This window comes from Rhodococcus sp. NS-SX18 (genome assembly GCF_057367935.1).
In genome coordinates, this window is sequence record NZ_CM170633.1 from 5,329,448 (window position 1) to 5,346,230 (window position 16,783).

At 69.7% G+C, this 16,783-nt stretch carries 16 protein-coding genes; 8 read left to right on the forward strand and 8 right to left on the reverse strand.

The genetic code is table 11. From position 1 onward, the window contains the following. Window positions 1-112: 112 nt before the first annotated feature. From AC2IPW_RS24525 to AC2IPW_RS24535, 3 genes are all read left to right on the forward strand, one after another. A complete protein-coding gene (locus AC2IPW_RS24525; protein ID WP_486375901.1) occupies window positions 113-1,456 on the forward strand; it encodes a glycosyltransferase 87 family protein in 1,344 nt (447 codons plus the stop codon). Window positions 1,457-1,579: 123 nt separating this feature from the next. Beyond that, window positions 1,580-1,930, forward strand: a complete 351-nt coding sequence (locus AC2IPW_RS24530; protein ID WP_486375902.1) for a CD225/dispanin family protein — start codon at window positions 1,580-1,582, stop codon at window positions 1,928-1,930. 11 nt (window positions 1,931-1,941) lie between these two features. Continuing rightward, entirely contained in the window at window positions 1,942-2,355 is a 414-nt protein-coding gene (locus AC2IPW_RS24535; protein ID WP_486375903.1) for a DUF2752 domain-containing protein, read from the forward strand. An 84-nt stretch (window positions 2,356-2,439) separates the two neighbouring features. On the opposite strand, the gene AC2IPW_RS24540 is transcribed toward AC2IPW_RS24535, so the two are convergent. From AC2IPW_RS24540 to AC2IPW_RS24550, 3 genes are all read right to left on the reverse strand, one after another. Beyond that, window positions 2,440-4,017 (reverse strand): glycosyltransferase family 87 protein, encoded by a 1,578-nt coding sequence (locus AC2IPW_RS24540; protein ID WP_486375904.1) that lies wholly within the window; start codon window positions 4,015-4,017, stop codon window positions 2,440-2,442. A gap of 9 nt (window positions 4,018-4,026) precedes the next feature. Further along, the gene (locus AC2IPW_RS24545) at window positions 4,027-6,579 is read right to left on the reverse strand and encodes a transglycosylase domain-containing protein (RefSeq protein WP_486375905.1); all 2,553 of its coding nucleotides are present in this window, start codon (window positions 6,577-6,579) and stop codon (window positions 4,027-4,029) included. 340 nt (window positions 6,580-6,919) lie between these two features. Further along, window positions 6,920-7,342, reverse strand: a complete 423-nt coding sequence (locus AC2IPW_RS24550) for a DUF5318 domain-containing protein (RefSeq protein WP_486375906.1) — start codon at window positions 7,340-7,342, stop codon at window positions 6,920-6,922. Between the two features lie 94 nt (window positions 7,343-7,436). Here AC2IPW_RS24550 and AC2IPW_RS24555 point away from each other — a divergent pair, with 94 nt between their 5' ends. The 3 genes from AC2IPW_RS24555 (at window position 7,437) to AC2IPW_RS24565 (ending at window position 9,305) form a co-directional block, all read left to right on the forward strand. Beyond that, window positions 7,437-7,547: a DUF1707 domain-containing protein gene (locus AC2IPW_RS24555; RefSeq protein ID WP_486375907.1), complete on the forward strand. Its 111-nt coding sequence runs from the start codon at window positions 7,437-7,439 to the stop codon at window positions 7,545-7,547. Window positions 7,548-7,666: 119 nt separating this feature from the next. Then, entirely contained in the window at window positions 7,667-8,224 is a 558-nt protein-coding gene (locus tag AC2IPW_RS24560; RefSeq protein ID WP_003934937.1) for a PadR family transcriptional regulator, read from the forward strand. Further along, window positions 8,217-9,305 carry an inositol-3-phosphate synthase gene (locus AC2IPW_RS24565; RefSeq protein WP_003934938.1) on the forward strand — a complete coding sequence of 363 codons (1,089 nt, stop codon included), beginning with the start codon at window positions 8,217-8,219 and terminating at the stop codon, window positions 9,303-9,305. Before AC2IPW_RS24560 ends, AC2IPW_RS24565 begins: the two co-directional genes overlap by 8 nt. A 122-nt stretch (window positions 9,306-9,427) precedes the next feature. Here AC2IPW_RS24565 and AC2IPW_RS24570 read toward each other — a convergent pair whose 3' ends face one another. Genes AC2IPW_RS24570 through AC2IPW_RS24580 form a run of 3 tightly spaced genes read right to left on the reverse strand, consistent with a single transcriptional unit; the run spans window position 9,428 to window position 12,494 of the window. Then, window positions 9,428-10,180, reverse strand: coding sequence for an SDR family oxidoreductase (locus tag AC2IPW_RS24570; protein ID WP_289381461.1), 753 nt, complete (start codon window positions 10,178-10,180; stop codon window positions 9,428-9,430). Beyond that, the gene (locus tag AC2IPW_RS24575) at window positions 10,177-11,247 is read right to left on the reverse strand and encodes a phosphotransferase family protein (protein WP_003934941.1); all 1,071 of its coding nucleotides are present in this window, start codon (window positions 11,245-11,247) and stop codon (window positions 10,177-10,179) included. The genes AC2IPW_RS24570 and AC2IPW_RS24575 overlap by 4 nt, the downstream gene beginning before the upstream one ends. Further along, a complete protein-coding gene (locus AC2IPW_RS24580; RefSeq protein WP_486375908.1) occupies window positions 11,244-12,494 on the reverse strand; it encodes an acyl-CoA dehydrogenase family protein in 1,251 nt (416 codons plus the stop codon). The genes AC2IPW_RS24575 and AC2IPW_RS24580 overlap by 4 nt, the downstream gene beginning before the upstream one ends. An 84-nt stretch (window positions 12,495-12,578) precedes the next feature. On the opposite strand from AC2IPW_RS24580, the gene AC2IPW_RS24585 reads away from it, so the two are divergent. Continuing rightward, window positions 12,579-13,142 carry a TetR/AcrR family transcriptional regulator gene (locus tag AC2IPW_RS24585; RefSeq protein ID WP_486375909.1) on the forward strand — a complete coding sequence of 188 codons (564 nt, stop codon included), beginning with the start codon at window positions 12,579-12,581 and terminating at the stop codon, window positions 13,140-13,142. On the opposite strand, the gene AC2IPW_RS24590 is transcribed toward AC2IPW_RS24585, so the two are convergent. Continuing rightward, on the reverse strand, window positions 13,120-13,833 hold the full coding sequence (locus AC2IPW_RS24590; protein ID WP_486375910.1) for a class I SAM-dependent methyltransferase: 714 nt from the start codon (window positions 13,831-13,833) through the stop codon (window positions 13,120-13,122). The genes AC2IPW_RS24585 and AC2IPW_RS24590 overlap by 23 nt on opposite strands. Before the next feature lie 116 nt (window positions 13,834-13,949). Between AC2IPW_RS24590 and AC2IPW_RS24595 the strand changes: the two genes are divergently transcribed. Next, the gene (locus AC2IPW_RS24595) at window positions 13,950-14,675 is read left to right on the forward strand and encodes a TetR/AcrR family transcriptional regulator (RefSeq protein ID WP_486375911.1); all 726 of its coding nucleotides are present in this window, start codon (window positions 13,950-13,952) and stop codon (window positions 14,673-14,675) included. On the opposite strand, the gene AC2IPW_RS24600 is transcribed toward AC2IPW_RS24595, so the two are convergent. Beyond that, window positions 14,578-16,779 carry a transglycosylase domain-containing protein gene (locus tag AC2IPW_RS24600; RefSeq protein WP_450120909.1) on the reverse strand — a complete coding sequence of 734 codons (2,202 nt, stop codon included), beginning with the start codon at window positions 16,777-16,779 and terminating at the stop codon, window positions 14,578-14,580. The two genes, AC2IPW_RS24595 and AC2IPW_RS24600, sit on opposite strands and share 98 nt — an antisense overlap. Window positions 16,780-16,783 lie beyond the last annotated feature (4 nt).

A 16,783-nucleotide genomic window follows, 5' to 3' on the forward strand; every position in this document is an offset into this window, starting at 1 on the left:
ATGGACTATGGGCGGTCACGGACGGTCCGTGACAGGAGGGTCGTTGCGTCAGCAACCCATGCAGGCTACACGACGCGCCCTTGACCAGCGAAATTGGCCTAGGGTGAAGAACATGCGCACGAGTTCCCGGACGCCCGCGCTCGTCGCCGTCGTGACGTGCGCGCTCGCCATGTGGCTCGGCTACCTGAACAAGGCCCGCTGTGCCGGGCCGCCGTTCGACCCGCAGGGCCGCAGCGTGCGGTTCGACGCGGTCAAGGACGCCACGGTCTGCTACTCCGACATCCAGCAGTTGTGGATCGGGCGCGGCATCAACCTGCACCTGTTCCCGTTCCTCGACGGCGGGATCACGCGCGACGGCGTGCTCACGGGCGGCACCGTCGAGTACCCGGTGCTCAGCGGAATCCTCATGTGGGTCGGGGCCCTGCGTGCCCACACCGACGCCGAGTTCCTCCTGCACTCCGCGCTGCTGCTGGCCCCGTTCGGCCTGCTCGTCGCGTGGCTCCTCGGCCGGCTGGCCGGATGGGCCGCGCTGCTCTGGTCGGTCACGCCGCCGCTGGTGCTGTACGGCTTCCTCAACTGGGACCTGCCCGTCGTCGCGACCACCGTCGGGGCCGTCGCCGTGCTCGGGGTGCGACGCTGGTCCCTGCGCACCCGTGCGGTGGCCGCGGCCGTCCTGCTCGCGATCGGGTTCTGCCTCAAGGTGTATCCCGGCATCTTCGTGCTGCCGTTGATCGCGTACGTCCTCACCGGCGGGGACGAACCTCGACCCCGGCGCGACGTGCGGGGCGCGGTGACGGTGGGCGCCGCAGCGGCGGCCACGGTGATCGCCGTGAACCTGCCGTTCGCGCTGCTCGGGTATCCGGGGTGGCGGGCATCGTTCGAGTTCCAGGGCAACCGTGCGGCCGATGCCACGAGCAACTCGATCTGGTACTGGGGGCTGCGGCCGCTGGTCGGCGGCTACCAGGACACCGAGGTCACGGCCGAGTACAACGACATCGTCTCCGTCGTCTCGCCGTTGTCGATCTGCGCCGCCTTCGCGCTGGCGCTGTGGCTGGGGTGGCGGCGGTACCGCCGCGACGGCAGCTACCCGTGGGTCGCGGTCGGCGCCGCGATGCTGTGCGGATTCCTGCTGCTGCACAAGGTGCATTCGCCGCAGTACACCCTGTGGTTGCTGCCGTTCCTGGTGCTGTTGCGGGTGCGCTGGCCGCTGATCGTCTCGTACCTCACCGTGGACCTCGCCATCGGGATCGGGGTGTTCCTGTGGTTCGACGCGACCATGACCCACAGCGACACCACGATCCCGCTGCTGCTCACCCTCGTCGGGGTGTGGGGCCGGGCCGCGCTGCTCGTCGTGCTGTTCTTCGTGTTCGCCGGCGCACCGCTGCGCCGGCCCGGCCCGACCCCACCCGACGAGGAGCAACCCCGGATGCCGGTGATGAGCGGGGAACGCCGCTGAACACGTCCCGGCCGGGCAGCCGATGCGGTCGTCGTGGGTGCGGCAGCACCGAGGCTGGTCTACCCTTCCGCGCGGGGGGACTCGGAACAGGCCGAGATCCCGACGGGGTGATCGAGGACGAAGATGAGTGACTATCCGCAGTACCCGCCGAACAATCCGGGCGGGTATCCCCCGCCGGGCGGCTACGGGTACTACCCGGGGCCGCAGTTCGGGCCACCGCCCGACAACAACCTGGTGTGGGGCATTCTCACCACGATCCTGTGCTGCCTGCCGCTCGGCGTCGTCTCGATCATCAAGGCGAGCCAGGTCAATTCCCTCTGGGCGCAGGGCCAGTTCGATGCCGCGCGCCGATCGGCCGAAGACGCGAAGAAGTGGGCGATCTGGTCGGTGGTGGCAAGCGTCGCGGTATGGGCGGTGATCGTCGTCTTCTACATCGTCGTCATCGCCGCGGCGGTCTCGTCGTCGAGTTACTGAGGCACCCGGCCGTGCAGACGCTCACCGCCCGGCTCGCCGCTCCCGTCGGGGTGGCGGCCGTGTCGGTGTGCGTGTGCGCGGCCGTCGCGTGGGCGGATCCGACGACGCCGGGCGGCCCGATTCCGCCGTGCCCGACCCGCGCGCTGTTCGGCATCTGGTGCCCCGGGTGCGGCTCGTCGCGAATGCTGTATTCGATGGTGCACCTCGATGTTCCGGCAGCGCTGCGCTACAACGCCCTCGGTGTGGTCGCGGTGCTCCTGCTGGGGTTGTCGTTCGTCGTGTGGACGGCCGGCCGGGTCCGTGGCCGGCGGATCGTCCAGTGGTACCAGTGGCGGTGGGCGCCGCAGATCGTGCTGTGGGCGGTGCTGGGCTGGTTCGTCGTCCGCAATCTCCCCGTCGCGCCCTTCGACGCGCTGCGCGTGTAGAGCGCGGACGCGCGCTCGCGCGCGGAAGTTCCTCCTGCGCATGTTCTTACGCGCGCGGGAAGCACCGTCGCGCGCGGCTCTGGACTACAGCGCGGCGCTCGACGCGGGTGTTCGTGGATCGGACGATTCGGGGGGCGATTTCCGCCGGGCGCCGGGCCGGAGACGGCCCGGTACCCACCGAGGGGGAGCGTCGGGGGCGTGGTCGAGCACACCGCCGACGGGATCGTCGACGAAGCCGTAGCGCACGAGATCTTCGTCCGGACGGAGAATCTGCCGGACGACGAGCGCGCACAGCGCCACGACCGCGAGGTCGCGCAGCAGCACGGTCGTCGTGAACCACTGCTCGGGCAGGCCCTTGTTCTCGGCACCGAGATAGAAGTACATACGCGGCACCCAGACGAGGGCGTCGATCGTCATCCACGCCAGCAGGATCCGCCGGTGCGGCAGAGCCAGTACGGCCAGCGGCACCAGCCACAGCGAGTACTGGGGACTCCACACCTTGTTGGTGAGCAGGAACGCGGCGACCACCAGGAAGCACAACTGGGCGAGACGGGGGCGGCGCGGAGCCGTCCACGCGAGCCACGCGATGCCGGCGCAGGCCACGGCGAACAGCAGCAGCGACACCGAGTTCAGCGTGGAAGTGTCCCAGCCGGACCACCCGGTCAGTGACCGCGCGACGTTGTAGATCGAATCGGGGTCCGCACCGCGTTCGGTGTTGAGCCGGAAGAACTCGGCCCAGCCGCGCGGGTAGAGGATCATGATCGGCAGGTTCACGGCGAGCCAGGCGGCCGCCGCGGCACCGGCCGCCTGTCCCAGCGCCCGCAGCTTCCCGGTGCGCAGGCACAGCAGCAGCAGCGGCCCGAACAGCAGCAGCGGGTACAGCTTGGTGGCGGCACCGAGTCCGAGCAGCACCCCGGCGAGCACCGGCCGCCGCCGCGCCCAGGCCAGCAGCCCGCCGGCCGCGAAGGCGGTGGCGAGGGCGTCGAAGTTGGTGAATGCGTGCACGACGACCAGCGGTGAGGCGGCGACGAGCGCCGCGTCCCAGATTCGCCGGCCGGCGGAGAGCGCGGTGGCCCACACGGTGACGAGCCAGGCCGCGGCGAGACCGACGGCGACGATGTCGAAGTAGATCGCCACCTGCAGGCCGCCCGGAAGCCACGACGCGGCGTCCCAGGCCTTCGCGGTCCGCATCGAGACGTACTGGTAGAGGCCGGCGAGGACCGGATACTCCATGTACCGGACCTGGGTCTGCCCGTCCGGCCCGGGTTCCTCCCACGACGTCTTGTACGGGAAGGCGCCGGCACTGAGACGTTCGGCGCCGTAGAGCGGCACGACGTCGGAGTAACACATGGCGACGTACTGCCGGTTGCCGCTCCAGTCCAGCCCGAGCACGCCGTTCTCACCCACCGGCCCCTGCTGGATGCAGGCCGCCTTGGTGAACCAGCCGAGAGCGAGGAACACCACCGCCAGGAGCAGCAGCGCGCGCAGCGGCGTGAAGAACCGGGTGCGTCCGAGCAGCGCGTACCGCCCGACGGGGCCGCCGATGGCGGTGGACAGACGCGACACCGTCGGGTCGGTCCATCCGGGTGCGTCGCGCCAGTCCGCGGAGCGGCGGTCGGCGACGAGCGGACCCGGCGACGCGAGCTCTCTCTTCTCGGTCACCCCGCGAGGCTACCCGCCGGGTGTGGCGCCGACGGGGTCCTCCTGGAAGCGGCTGTTGCCGGACTGCCCTTCTCCGCCGGCGCCGGTCGACTCGTCCTGCGTCCCGAAGCCCGGCGTGTCCGCCTCTGTGGTGGGGGCCGGGGTGGGCACCTGCCGGGTGGTGGTCTGCGGCGCCACACCCGGCATGGGAATGGTCACGCCCGGGAGGATCTCGACGTTGCGGGTCGTGATCTCCGGCGGCGTGGGCAGCTCCGGCGTCGTCCGCTCGGTCGTCGTCGGGGTCTGCGTCGTGGTCCTCGGCGGCGCGGGCGCCGAGTACGCCGGCACGCCGGCCTGTCCGGCGATCGGTTCGGGAGTCGGGAACTTCTCGACGTCCGTGCCTTGGAGGGCACCGTCCATCGTGTCCTTCCAGATGTCCGACGGCAGGCCGGACCCGTAGATCATGCCGCCCCAGCTGTTCTCCAAGGGCAGGCCCTGTTCGGTGCCGACCCACACGGCCGTCGACAGCGACGGCGTGTAACCCACCATCCAGGCGTCCTTGTTCGAGCCGGTGTCGCCGAGCTGCGCGGTGCCGGTCTTGGCGGCGGACGGGCGGCCGCCGGCGAGGGCGTGTCCGTTGGAGTACGCGGCGATCGGCATCATCGCGGCGGTGGTGTTGTCGGCGACGGCCTCGTCGACCCGCTGTTCCCCGGCCGGGGTGCCGCGGTCGAGCAGCACGGTGCCGTCGGCGGTGACGACCTTCTGCACGAAGTAGGGCTCGTGGTAGGTGCCGGAGGCAGCGAGCGTCGCGTACGCCGACGCCATGTCGATCACGCGGGACTGGTACTGGCCGAGCACGATGCCGTAGTTGGGGCCGGCGCCACCCGGCTCGGTGAGGGTCTCGCCGACGCCGGGGATCTCCTCGGGGATGCCGAGCTGGTGCGCCATGTCGGCGATGGCCTGCGGGCCGTTGTCCATCTCGAGCATCATCCGGTAGAAGCTGGTGTTGAGCGACCGCTTCAGCGCCTCGGCGATGGTGCAGGTGCCGCAGTTCTCGCCCTCGACGTTGCCGATCGAGATGCCGTTGACGGTGAGCGGTCCGCTGTCGTACATCGCGGACAGCGGGTTGCCCTGGTCGAGGTTGGCGGCCAGGCCGAACACCTTGAACGACGAACCGGTCTGCAGACCGGACTGGGCGAAGTCGAAGCCACCGCCGTTGTCGCCGCCGTAGTAGGCGCGGACGGCGCCGCTGCGCGGGTCGACGGACACGACTGCGGTGCGCAGCTCCTCCGGCTCACCCTCCATGTTCGTACGCACCGCGTCGAGCGCGGCCTCCTGCGCCTGCGGGTCGATCGTGGTGGTGATCTGGAGTCCCTCGGTGTTCAGGAGGTTCTCGTCGATGCCTTCTTCGGAGAGCTCCCGGAGCACCTGGTTGCGTAGCAGGCCCTCCGGTCCGTTGGACTGTCCGCCGTTGTCGACCTCGGCCAGCGGCACGTACCGCGGATACTGCATCGAGGCCCGGTCGGCCTCGTCGAGGGTGCCGGCGGTCACCATCCCGTCGAGGACGTATTTCCAGCGCGCCTGGGCGCCCTCGGGGTTGGTCTCCGGATCCAGCAGCGACGGCAGCTGGATGGAGGAGGCGAGCACGGCACCCTCCTCGACAGTGAGCTCGCCGACGGGCTTGCCGAAGTACGCCGTCGAGGCAGCAGCGATACCGTACGCGCCGCGCCCGAAGTAGATGGTGTTCAGGTAGGCGGCGAGGATGTCGTCCTTGGACCACTGGTTGGCCATCTTGGACGCGAGGACGAGTTCCTTCATCTTGCGGGTCAAGGTGCGCTCGGAGCCGACCAGCGCCGTCTTCACGTACTGCTGGGTGATGGTCGAGCCACCGCCGGCGCTCTCCCGGCCGAGGATGTTGTCGCGGGCCGCGCGGGCGAAGCCGCTGACCGAGAATCCGGGGTTGCTGTAGAAGTCGCGATCCTCGGCGGCGAGTACGGCGTTGCGGACGTGCTCGGGGATCTCGTCGAGGCGCACCTCGGTGCGGTTGCCCTCGGGGGGCACCACCTTGGTGATGACGGTCGAACCGTCGGAAGCGAAGACCGTGGCGACCTGATTGGTCTTCAGGTCACCGGGACGCGGCACCTCCTGGACGACGTAGGCCAGCATGAACGCGAGGATCGGCAGCACCAGGGCCAGGGCCACGGCTACGTAGCCGACGCGCCGCACGGTGCGCCAGCGCGTCGACTTGGGGTCGCCCGGACCACGCGGCGGCTCGTCACCCCCGCCACGTGCGGTCGGGGGCGGGGTCGGCGGGCGCCCGCCGGGGGGCGCGCCGGCGGGCCGGTCGGGCGGCTGCTGAGGGTTGCGGTTCTGCACCGGCGGCCGGTTCTGCGGTGGAAGCTGCCGAGTCCGGTCGGCCGGCGGTTGCTGCGGTCGCGGCCCGCGAGCGTCCGGCGACGGCATCCCTGCGGCCCCGTACTGCTGCTGGGGACGTTGCTGCGGCGGATACGGCTGGGGCCGCGGGCCGCCCTGCTGGGGGCGCGGCGGCTGCGGCGGGTACGGGCGTCCCTGCGGCGGGGGCATCCGCCGTTCGCCGGGCGGCGGGCCGCCGGGACCGCGCTGCGGTGGGGGACCCCCCACAGGTCCCGGTCGCCGCGGCGGCGGGGGACCGGCCGGTCCGTTCCCGTGCGGCGGCATCGGCCGTTCGCCCTGCGGGTCGTTGTGGGGGGAACTCACGTACTCATCTCCAACCGGTAGCGCGGACGCGCGGCACGCGTCCTCGTTTCACGTCTGCAGACTTCGGTCTCGTCGGGCAGCGCGCGTTCGGGCAGTGCAGTGTTCGGGCAGTGCAGTGTTCGGGCAGTGCGGTGTCGCCCGGGGACTTCACCGGGGACGGGGCGGTTCAGCAGGGGTCGCGCACGGCTCACTCGCTCGCGGTGCGGCGGCTCTGGCCGGTCGACCTGCGGCGGGGCCGCTTCGGAGCGGGCTCCGCCCCCAGGACATACGACTGGACGAGGTGGTTCCAGCTGCACGTGCGGCACACCTCGACCACGTGGACGGAGAACTCATCCTGGCTGGCGGCCAGGCGGACCAGTTCCTCCGCGGTACGGGCCGACCCGGACACCGGGCCGAGCTTGTCGCCGAACACCCACGACACGAGTGTCAGCTGCTCCTTGCGGCAGATCGGGCAGACCACGTCACTGCCCCGACCGTGGAACTTGGCGGCGCGGAGCAGGTAGGGGCTGGCGTCGCACACCTCCGAGACGCCGGTCCGCCCCGAGTAGACCTGAGCGAGCAGCGACCTGCGCTGCAGCGCGTAGTCCACCACCTGCCGCTGTATCCGCACGGGTCCAGAGTACGTGCGGACGGCACGCGGGTGGGCGGGGTGTGGGCCGCGTGACTGTGCGACACGCACATATCGGACGTTCCAGGCTGCCCGGGTGGTGAGCCGACACACGCCTCGAACGCGGGCACACGACACCGACCGGGCGCAGGCCTGCGGTCGTCTCGACACCGCCTACGCGGACGGTCAGCTCGACTTCGAACCCTGACATTCTTACCGATACCCGTTGTCACATGAACTTCTGTCAGTTATCGTCCTATATATCGGTGCGATATAATCGGTGATCGCATCACTCGGATAGTTCGACGACACGGTGGAGGAGGCCTCTTGCTCGAGCTGGCAATTCTCGGGCTGCTCCTCGAGTCGCCCATGCACGGCTACGAGCTCCGCAAACGACTGACCGGGCTGCTCGGCGCGTTCCGCGCCTTCTCCTACGGTTCCCTCTATCCGACGCTGCGACGGATGCAGGCCGACGGACTCATCGAGGAGGACTCGGGACCACCCGGCACCGTCAAGCGACGAGCCCGTCGCGTGTACCAGCTCACCCCGGAGGGCCGCAAGCGCTTCTCCGAGCTGGTGGCCGACACCGGGCCGCAGAACTACACCGACGACGGTTTCGGCGTGCACCTCGCCTTCTTCAGCCGCACCCCCGCCGAGGCGCGGATGCGGATCCTCGAGGGCAGGCGCCGCCAGGTCGAGGAGCGCAGGGAAGGGCTCCGCGACGCAATCGGACGGGCCAGCGGGACGTTGGATCGCTACACCCGTCAGCTTCATCAGCTCGGCCTCGAGTCCAGTGAGCGCGAGGTCCGCTGGCTCAACGAACTGATCGCCGCCGAGCAGTCGACAGCACAACGCAACAAAGAAGGAGAACCCGACCATGGGTGAGAACAGCACCTCGGTGCGCGTGGCCATTGTAGGCGTGGGGAACTGTGCCTCGTCCCTGGTCCAGGGCGTCGAGTACTACAAGGACGCGGAAGCGAACACCACCGTTCCCGGCCTGATGCACGTCGAGTTCGGCTCGTACCACGTGCGCGACGTCCAGTTCGTCGCCGCGTTCGACGTGGACGCGAAGAAGGTCGGCTTCGACCTCTCCGAGGCGATCTTCGCCAGCGAGAACAACACCATCAAGATCGCCGACGTTCCGCCGAGCGGCGTCACCGTCCAGCGTGGCCACACCCTCGACGGCATCGGCAAGTACTACGCCGAGACCATCGAGCTCTCCGAGGCCGAGCCCGTGGACGTCGTCCAGGCGCTGAAGGACGCGGAGGTCGACGTGCTCGTGTCCTACCTCCCCGTCGGGTCCGAAGAGGCCGACAAGTTCTACGCCCAGTGCTGCATCGACGCCGGTGTCGCGTTCGTCAACGCGCTGCCCGTGTTCATCGCCTCCGACCCGGAGTGGGCCGCCAAGTTCACCGAGGCCGGCGTCCCGATCGTCGGCGACGACATCAAGTCGCAGGTCGGCGCCACCATCACCCACCGCGTGATGGCGAAGCTGTTCGAGGACCGCGGCGTGCAACTCGACCGCACCATGCAGCTCAACGTCGGCGGCAACATGGACTTCAAGAACATGCTCGAGCGTGAGCGCCTCGAGTCGAAGAAGATCTCCAAGACCCAGGCCGTCACCTCCAACCTCAAGAAGGAGATGGGCGCCAACGACGTCCACATCGGCCCGTCCGACCACGTCGGCTGGCTCGACGACCGCAAGTGGGCATACGTCCGCCTCGAGGGCCGCGCCTTCGGCGACGTGCCGCTGAACCTCGAGTACAAGCTCGAGGTGTGGGACTCGCCCAACTCGGCCGGCATCATCATCGACGCGATCCGCGCCGCGAAGATCGCCAAGGACCGCGGCATCGGCGGCCCCGTCCTGCCGGCGTCCGCCTACCTGATGAAGTCCCCGCCGGTCCAGATGGCCGACGACAAGGCCCGCGCCGAGCTCGAGGCCTTCATCATCGGCGCCGACGCCTGATCCCTAGCGTCACAACACCCCTCGCGGGTGGTAGTGGTAGTAACGGTGGTGGTGGTGGCCGAATGTCACATCGCGTCGATTAGATCGACCGAATGTGACATTCGGCCACACACGCGGCGTCGTCAGACCATCCGGCTGACGACGGACAGCGGCAGTACCTTCATCGCGTAGGCGATCGGTGTCCACGGCCAGGCCGGGACGTACGCCTTGTGCGGTTCCTTCTCGATCGCGGCCGCCAGTGCGCGGCAACCGGTCTCGGTGTCGACGATGAAGGGCACGTTCTTCACTTTCTCGTTGATCTCCGAGCGGATGAACCCCGGGAAGATCGTGCTCACCCGGATGCCCGTGCGCGCCAGGTCCGCACGCATTCCCTCCCCGAGCGCTGCGACGGCAGCCTTCGACGCCGCGTACGTCGTGAGATTGCGCGGCATCCCGCGCACCGCACTCACCGACGAGATCAGCACCACGTGACCGGCATTGCGGGGGCGCATGAGTTCGAGGGCCGCCTCGCTCTGCGCCAGCGCACCGAGGAAATTGGTGTTTGCCGTCTGCGCATTGGCACGGAAGTAGCCCGTGCCCAAGGGCTGCCCCTTGCCCAGGCCCGCATTGACGACGACGCGGTCGAGGCCGCCGAGCTCGTCGTCGAACTCCCGGAAGACGGTGAACACGTCCTCGTGCCGGTCGACGTCGAGCCGCCGCACCGCGACGGTGATGCCCGGATGCTGCGCGAGCAGTTCGTCGCGCAACTCCTCGAGCCGCTCGGTCCGTCGCGCCGCGAGGGCGAGGTTGCGCCCCCGCGCGGCGAACTCGCGGGCCATGCCGGCGCCGAGGCCCGAGCTCGCCCCGGTGATGAGGATGTTCTGCCGCGTGCTCATGCTCGTCCCGCCTCGATGTCGTCGATCAGCTTGTTGCACCGCGAGTCCAGATAGCCCACGATCACCCAGAAGTCCTTGAATGCCGGGTTGGTGGTCTGCCCGTGGTGGTAGCGGTAGTAGATCTGCTGCGCGATCACCGCCAGCCGGAACAGGCCGAAGACCTCGTAGAAGCCCCAGTTGTCAACGGCCAGACCGGTCTTGCTCGAGTAGTAGTCGACGATCTCGCGTCGGGTGAGCATGCCCGGCAGATCCGACGGCTGCCGCTTGGTGGCGAGCAGCATCGGATCGTCGTCGGCCTGCACCCAGTAGGCGAGGGAGGAACCGAGGTCCATCAGCGGATCGCCGACGGTGGCCAGTTCCCAGTCCAGCACCGCGACGGGCTGCAGCGGGTCGTTCTCGTCGAGCACTACGTTGTCGAGCCGGAAGTCGCCGTGGATGACGGCCGAGGCCACGTCGGCGGGCTGGGTGTCGTTCAGCCACTTCGTGACCCGGGCGAAGTCCGGAACGTTCTCGGTGCGCGCCTTCTCGAAGCGCGCAGTCCAGCCCGACACCTGGCGCGCGACGTATCCGGAGCCGCGGCTGAATTCGCTCAGCCCCGTGGCCGCGGGATCGACGCCGTGCAGCTCGACGAGCAGGTCGACGATCCGCAGGCACAGGGTGCGGGTGCGCTCGGGGGTCAGGTCGAGTTCGGCCGGGGGGTTCGCCCGCAGGATCGTCCCCGGTACCCGTTCCATCACGTAGAAGTCGCTGCCGAGCACGCTGTGGTCGGTGCACAGGCCCACCATGCGCGGCACGTACCGGTAGGCGGGCGCGAGGAGCGACTGGATGCGGTACTCGCGGACCATGTCGTGACCGGAGGACGGCTTGGCCCCCACCGGCGGCCGGCGCAGCACGAGGTCCCGGTCGGGGTAACGCAGCAGGTATGTGAGATTCGATGCGCCACCGGAGAACTGGTGCACCTCCGGGAGTCCGGTGATGCCGGCGTGCTCGCCGAGCCAGGCCGCGACGGCCGCGACGTCGAACGCGTCCTCGTCGCGGACGGCGCGGGCGTTGTCGGGAATTGTCACTTGCGACCCTCCGGGTTGGTGTACTTGCCGAGTTCGAAGCGCGCCACCAGCCCCTGGTGCACCTCGTCGGGACCGTCGGCCAGGCGCAGTGCCCGCGCGGCCGTCCAGGCACCGGCGAGCGGGAAATCGTCCGAAAGTCCGGCGCCGCCGTGGATCTGGATGGCGAAGTCGACCACCTGCTGCACGACGCGCGGGGTGGCGACCTTGATCTCGGAGACGGCGGAGCGCGCGCCGGCCAGGCCCTGGGTGTCGAGCAGCCAGGCGGTGCGCAGCACGAGCAGCCGCAGCTGGTTGATCGCGATGCGGGCGTCGGCGATGCGTTCGCGGTTGCCGCCGAGGTTGACCAGGGGCTTGCCGAACGCGACGCGGTCGAGACCGCGCCGGCAGGCGAGTTCGAGGGCGTGTTCGGCGAGCCCGATCAGGCGCATGCAGTGGTGGACGCGGCCGGGACCGAGCCGGCCCTGGGCGATTTCGAATCCGCGGCCGGGTCCGGCGATGATCGCGTCGAGCGGCAGGCGCACGTCGGTGAACGACACCTCGCCGTGGCCGCCGGGCTCGTCGTAGAAGCCCATGGTGGACAGCATCCGTTCGACCTTCACCCCCGGGGTGTCGATCGGCACCAGCACCATCGAGTGCTGCTGATGCTTGGGCGCCTGGGGATCGGTGAGACCCATGAAGATCAGGATCTTGCAGTCGGGGCTGCCGATGCCCGTGCTCCACCACTTACGTCCGTTGAGCACCACCTCGTCGCCCTCGACGACGGCGGTGGCGGCCATGTTCGTCGCATCGGAGGAGGCGACACCGGGTTCGGTCATGCAGAACGCCGAGCGGATCTCGCCGTCGAGCAGGGGGCGCAGCCAGCGTTCCTTCTGTTCGGGGCTGCCGTAGTGGTACAGCACCTCCATGTTGCCGGTGTCCGGGGCGTCGCAGTTGAAGATCGACGACCGGAACGGGGAGCGGCCCATCTCCTCCGCGAGGGAGGCGTACTCGACGTTCGTCAGTCCCGCTCCGAGGTCGGCGTCGGGGAGGAAGAGGTTCCACAGGCCCTGGGCGCGGGCCTTGCGCTGCAGGTCGCGGAACTCCTCGGGTACCGACCACGTCGCGTCACCCGAGGAGTCGCCGCGTGCCGCGAAGGGGGCGACCCGTTCGCGCCGCAGCTTCTCCTCGACGGGCACCACCTCGGTGGCAACGAAGTGGCGCAACCGCTCGAGGTAGTCGCGCGAGCGTTCCGACTGACCGAAATCCATGAGGCCTCCGTAGCTCTAACTGAGCAATGCTTAGTTAGACTAGCCGGGTGCGCAGCACACCATCAAGAGGGAGGGACCACACCTGTGAGCACCGAGAAGCGGCGGCGCCTTCCTCCGGAGGAACGCAAACGCCAGCTCGTCGCCATCGGCCTGCAGGAGCTCGCCACCCGCCCGATCCACGCCCTGTCCGTCGACCGGGTCGCCGAGATCGCCGGCATCTCCCGCGGCCTGCTGTTCCGCTACTTCCCCACCAAGCAGGACTACTACGTCGCGGTGGTCGCCGCCGCCGCGCGGCGCCTGCTGCGGGCCGCCGTCCCCGATCCCGACGACGCCGACCCGCTGCGCGCCGTCGTGCAGCCGTTCGTGGCGTTCATCGATCGGCACGGCCGGCACTATCAGGCGTTCTTCCACGGTGGATTCGGCACCGATCCGCAGATCCGGGCCATCCACGAGAATATGCGGAACACGATGGTCGAACGCACCGTCGCGGCGATCGGTGTCGAGCCGACCCCGATGACGCGGATACGGATCCGGGGGTGGTGGTCGCTGGTCGAGTCCATGGCGATCGACCGGCTCGACGAGCCGTCCGTGACGGTCGGCGACGTCGTCGACCACGCCGTGCGGCTCATCCGCGAGGAGCGGGCTTGACGGCGATCAGACAGCCGGTCGACGGCCTGATCCGATGGAAGACCGGCTCGCCGAATCCGGTACTGCGCAGAGCGCCGGCGTAGCGACGGACGTCGACGGCGGCGATCGGGTCGCGGGCCACGTCCGAGGCGTCGGCCCCGCCGTGCCGGTGCCCCATCGCACGGGCCAGCACCCGCACCGCGAACGGGCGGACCCGGTCGGTGGGGAACATGTCCGCGAGCAGCAACCGGCCGCCGGGGCGGAGTACACGGAAGAACTGGGCCAGCGCGTGGTCGCGCCGATCCTCGGGAATGTGGTGCATCGAGAACGTCGCGGTCACCGCGTCGAACGACTCGTCCGGATCGTCGAGGTCCTGCGCCGTCCCGACGCGGAACTCGCACTGCGGCACGGTCCCCGCCCGGGCGGTCGCATGATCGATCATCGGCCGTGACGGGTCCACGCCCACCACACGGCCCGTGGGACCGACCCGCGCCGCCAGCACCCGGGCGAAATCACCTGGTCCGCAACCGATGTCGAGGACTCGCTGGCCGAGCTGCAGGTCGAGCAGGTCCGCCGCCGCGGCGTCGACCCGCGAACGTCGCCCGGCGAATAAGACCGCGTTGAACGCGGCGTACCCGCGGACCCGGGTGATCAGCACCCCCGGCGCATCGTCGTGTACTTCGGGGCGTTGCCGGAATTCGTTGTGTGTCATGGCTCCATGGTGGAGGCGACGGTGGCACGGCACCAGGAGCGAAACCCCGGAAAGCGTCCGGTTCGGCACACTCGGGCGCACAATGTCCGGTAACGCCGACGATCGCAGGAGAACCCGTGCCTCCCCACCAGGACCGCCGTGTCCGGCGGACCCGCACCGAATTGCACCGCGCGCTGATCGAGCTGCTCACCGAGAAGGGATACGACCGCGTCTCGGTCCAGGACATCCTCGACCACGCCGACGTGGGCCGCTCGACGTTCTACCATCACTTCCGCGACAAGGACGACCTGCTGGTGGTGAGCTGCACCGAATACATGCAGCGGGCCGTCGAGGAACGCGCCCGGGGACGGTCGTCGCCGTGGGAGCCGGTGCGCACCGTGTTCGACCTGTGCGAGGAGTACCCGCGGGTGTATGCGGCCCTGGCCGGCCGACGCAGCGACGCCGTGCTCGTGCGCGCCACCGCCCACATGGTCCACGAGGTCCTCACCCGTTACCTGGGTGCACCCCGCGGGGCGGACGACGCGGCGCTCGATCCCGCGGTGCAGTTCCTCGCGTGGGGGATCGTCGGCCTGTTCGGTCCGATCACCGCGGGGAAACTCACGGCAGCGCAGGCGTTCGCCACCTTCGAGGCCGCCGCGCAGCCGTGGCGGCGTGCGGGATCAGAGTGGGTCCGCGACGATGCCACGGCGGCGGTGCCGCCCACACCTACGGCGGCGGTGCCGCCCACACGCACGACGGCAGCGCCTACCCCGGGATCTGGATCGTCACGCCCGGCAGCACCTCGATCTGCTGCGGCACCTGGATCTGCGGTGGCAGTTCCACCGGAGGTGCCGGGATCGTGATCGGCGGCAGCTCCGGCAGCTGCAGCTGGGGTAGCTGCACCGGGGCGGGGACGTTGTTCGACGGCGCCGTGACCCCGGTGTCGACCGGCACGCCTGCCTGCCCGCCGATCGGATCGGGCCACGGGAAGCTCTCGACCTCGGTGCCCTCGAGGGCACCGTCCATCGTGCCCTTCCAGATGTCCGACGGCAGCATCGAACCGTAGATCGACCCGCCCCAGCTGTTGGTGATGGCGGTGCCGTCCGGCGTGCCGACCCACACTGCCGTGGACAGCGACGGGGTGTACCCGACCATCCAGGCATCCTTGTTCAGGCCGGTGTCGCCGAGCTGGGTGGTACCGGTCTTGGCCGCCGACGGCCGCCCGCCGGCGAGCGCATGTCCGCGCGAGTACGCGGCGATCGGCTGCATGGCCTGCGTGACGTTGTCCGCGACGGCCGGATCGAGGCGCTGCTCGCCCGGAGACGCGGGCCGGTCCAGCAGCACCTCACCCTCGGCGTTGACGACGCGCTGCACGAAGTAGGGCTGGTGGTAGGTCCCCGAGGCGGCGAGCGTGGCGTATGCCGACGCCATGTCGATCACCCGCGACTGGTACTGACCCAGCACGATGCCACCCTCCGGCGCGCCGCCGTTGTGGCTGAGCGTGGGGCCGTCGACGCCGGGAATCTCGAGCGGGATGCCGGCCTCGTGGGCGGCGTCGGCGATCTTCTGCGGCCCGTCCTCCATCGCCATCATCAACCGGTAGAAGCTGGTGTTCAGCGACCGCTTCAGCGCCTCGGCGATGGTGCACACCCCGCACGATTCGCCCTCGACGTTGCCGATCTCGAGATTGCCGACGGTCAACGGGGCGCTGCTGAACCGGGCGTTGAGGCCGATGCCGTCCTTCAGCGCCGCGACGAGACCGAACACCTTGAACGCCGAACCGGTCTGCACCGGGGCCTGCGCGAAATCGAACCCGGCCCCTTCCTCACCGCCGTAGTACGCCCGCACCGCGCCGGAGCGCGGATCGATCGACACCACGGCCGTGCGCAGGTTCGCCGGTTCCCCCTCGAGAGTCTCGCGCGCCGAATCGATCGCCGCCTGCTGCGCCCGCGGATCGATGGTCGTCGTGATCTGCAGGCCCTCGGTGCTGAGCACCTGGCCGCTGATGCCCGCCGCCTCGAGCTCGCGGATCACCTGGGTACGCAGCAACCCCTCCGGGCCGGTGGCAGCATCGGCCTGCGTCGCCTGGGCAGCCGGCACCGTCGGGGGGAACTCCTGCACGTCGCGTTCGGCGGTGTCGAGCTCGCCCATCTCGACCATGCCGTCGAGTACGTAGTTCCAGCGCGCCTCGATCGCCGGCCGGTTGAACTCGGGGTCGAGCGCCGACGGGGTCTGGATCACCCCGGCGAGCACGGCACCCTCGGCGACCGACAGCTCACCGACCGGCTTGCCGAAATACGCCTGCGCGGCGGCGGCGATGCCGTAGGCGCCGCGGCCGAAGTAGATGGTGTTCAGGTATGCCTGCAGGATCTCGTCCTTGGACCACTGCCTGGCCATCTTGGTCGAGATCACCAGTTCCCGCATCTTGCGGGTGACGGTCCGGTCGGCGCCGACGAGCACGTTCTTCACGTACTGCTGGGTGATGGTGGACCCGCCGCCGGCGGTCTCCTTGCCGAGCACGTTGTCGCGGGCCGCGCGGGCGAATCCGCTCACCGAGAAGCCCGGGTTGCTGTAGAAGTTGCGGTCCTCGGCCGAGAGCACGGCGTTGCGTACATGCTCCGGGATCTCTGCCAGATCGACCTCGACACGGTTGCCCTCGGGTGGCACGATCCGGCTCAGCTCGGTGGTACCGTCCGCGGCGAGGACGGTCGCGACCTGGTTGGTCTTCATGTCCGACGGGCGGGGCACGTCCGTCGATATGTACGCCACCGCGAACATCAGCGCCGGCACGAGCACCAGAACGGCTACCAGGGCGAGCGCGAGGTTGCCGACGATGCGCCACCGCCGCGCTTTCGCGGCGGCGGCGGGTTTCCTGTGCTGGGGGTTCGACGGGGTCGTAGAACTCACACGTACCACTTTCTCGGATAGATCCGGGTCCGACGAATGATCGCACCCTCTCGACCGCATGGTA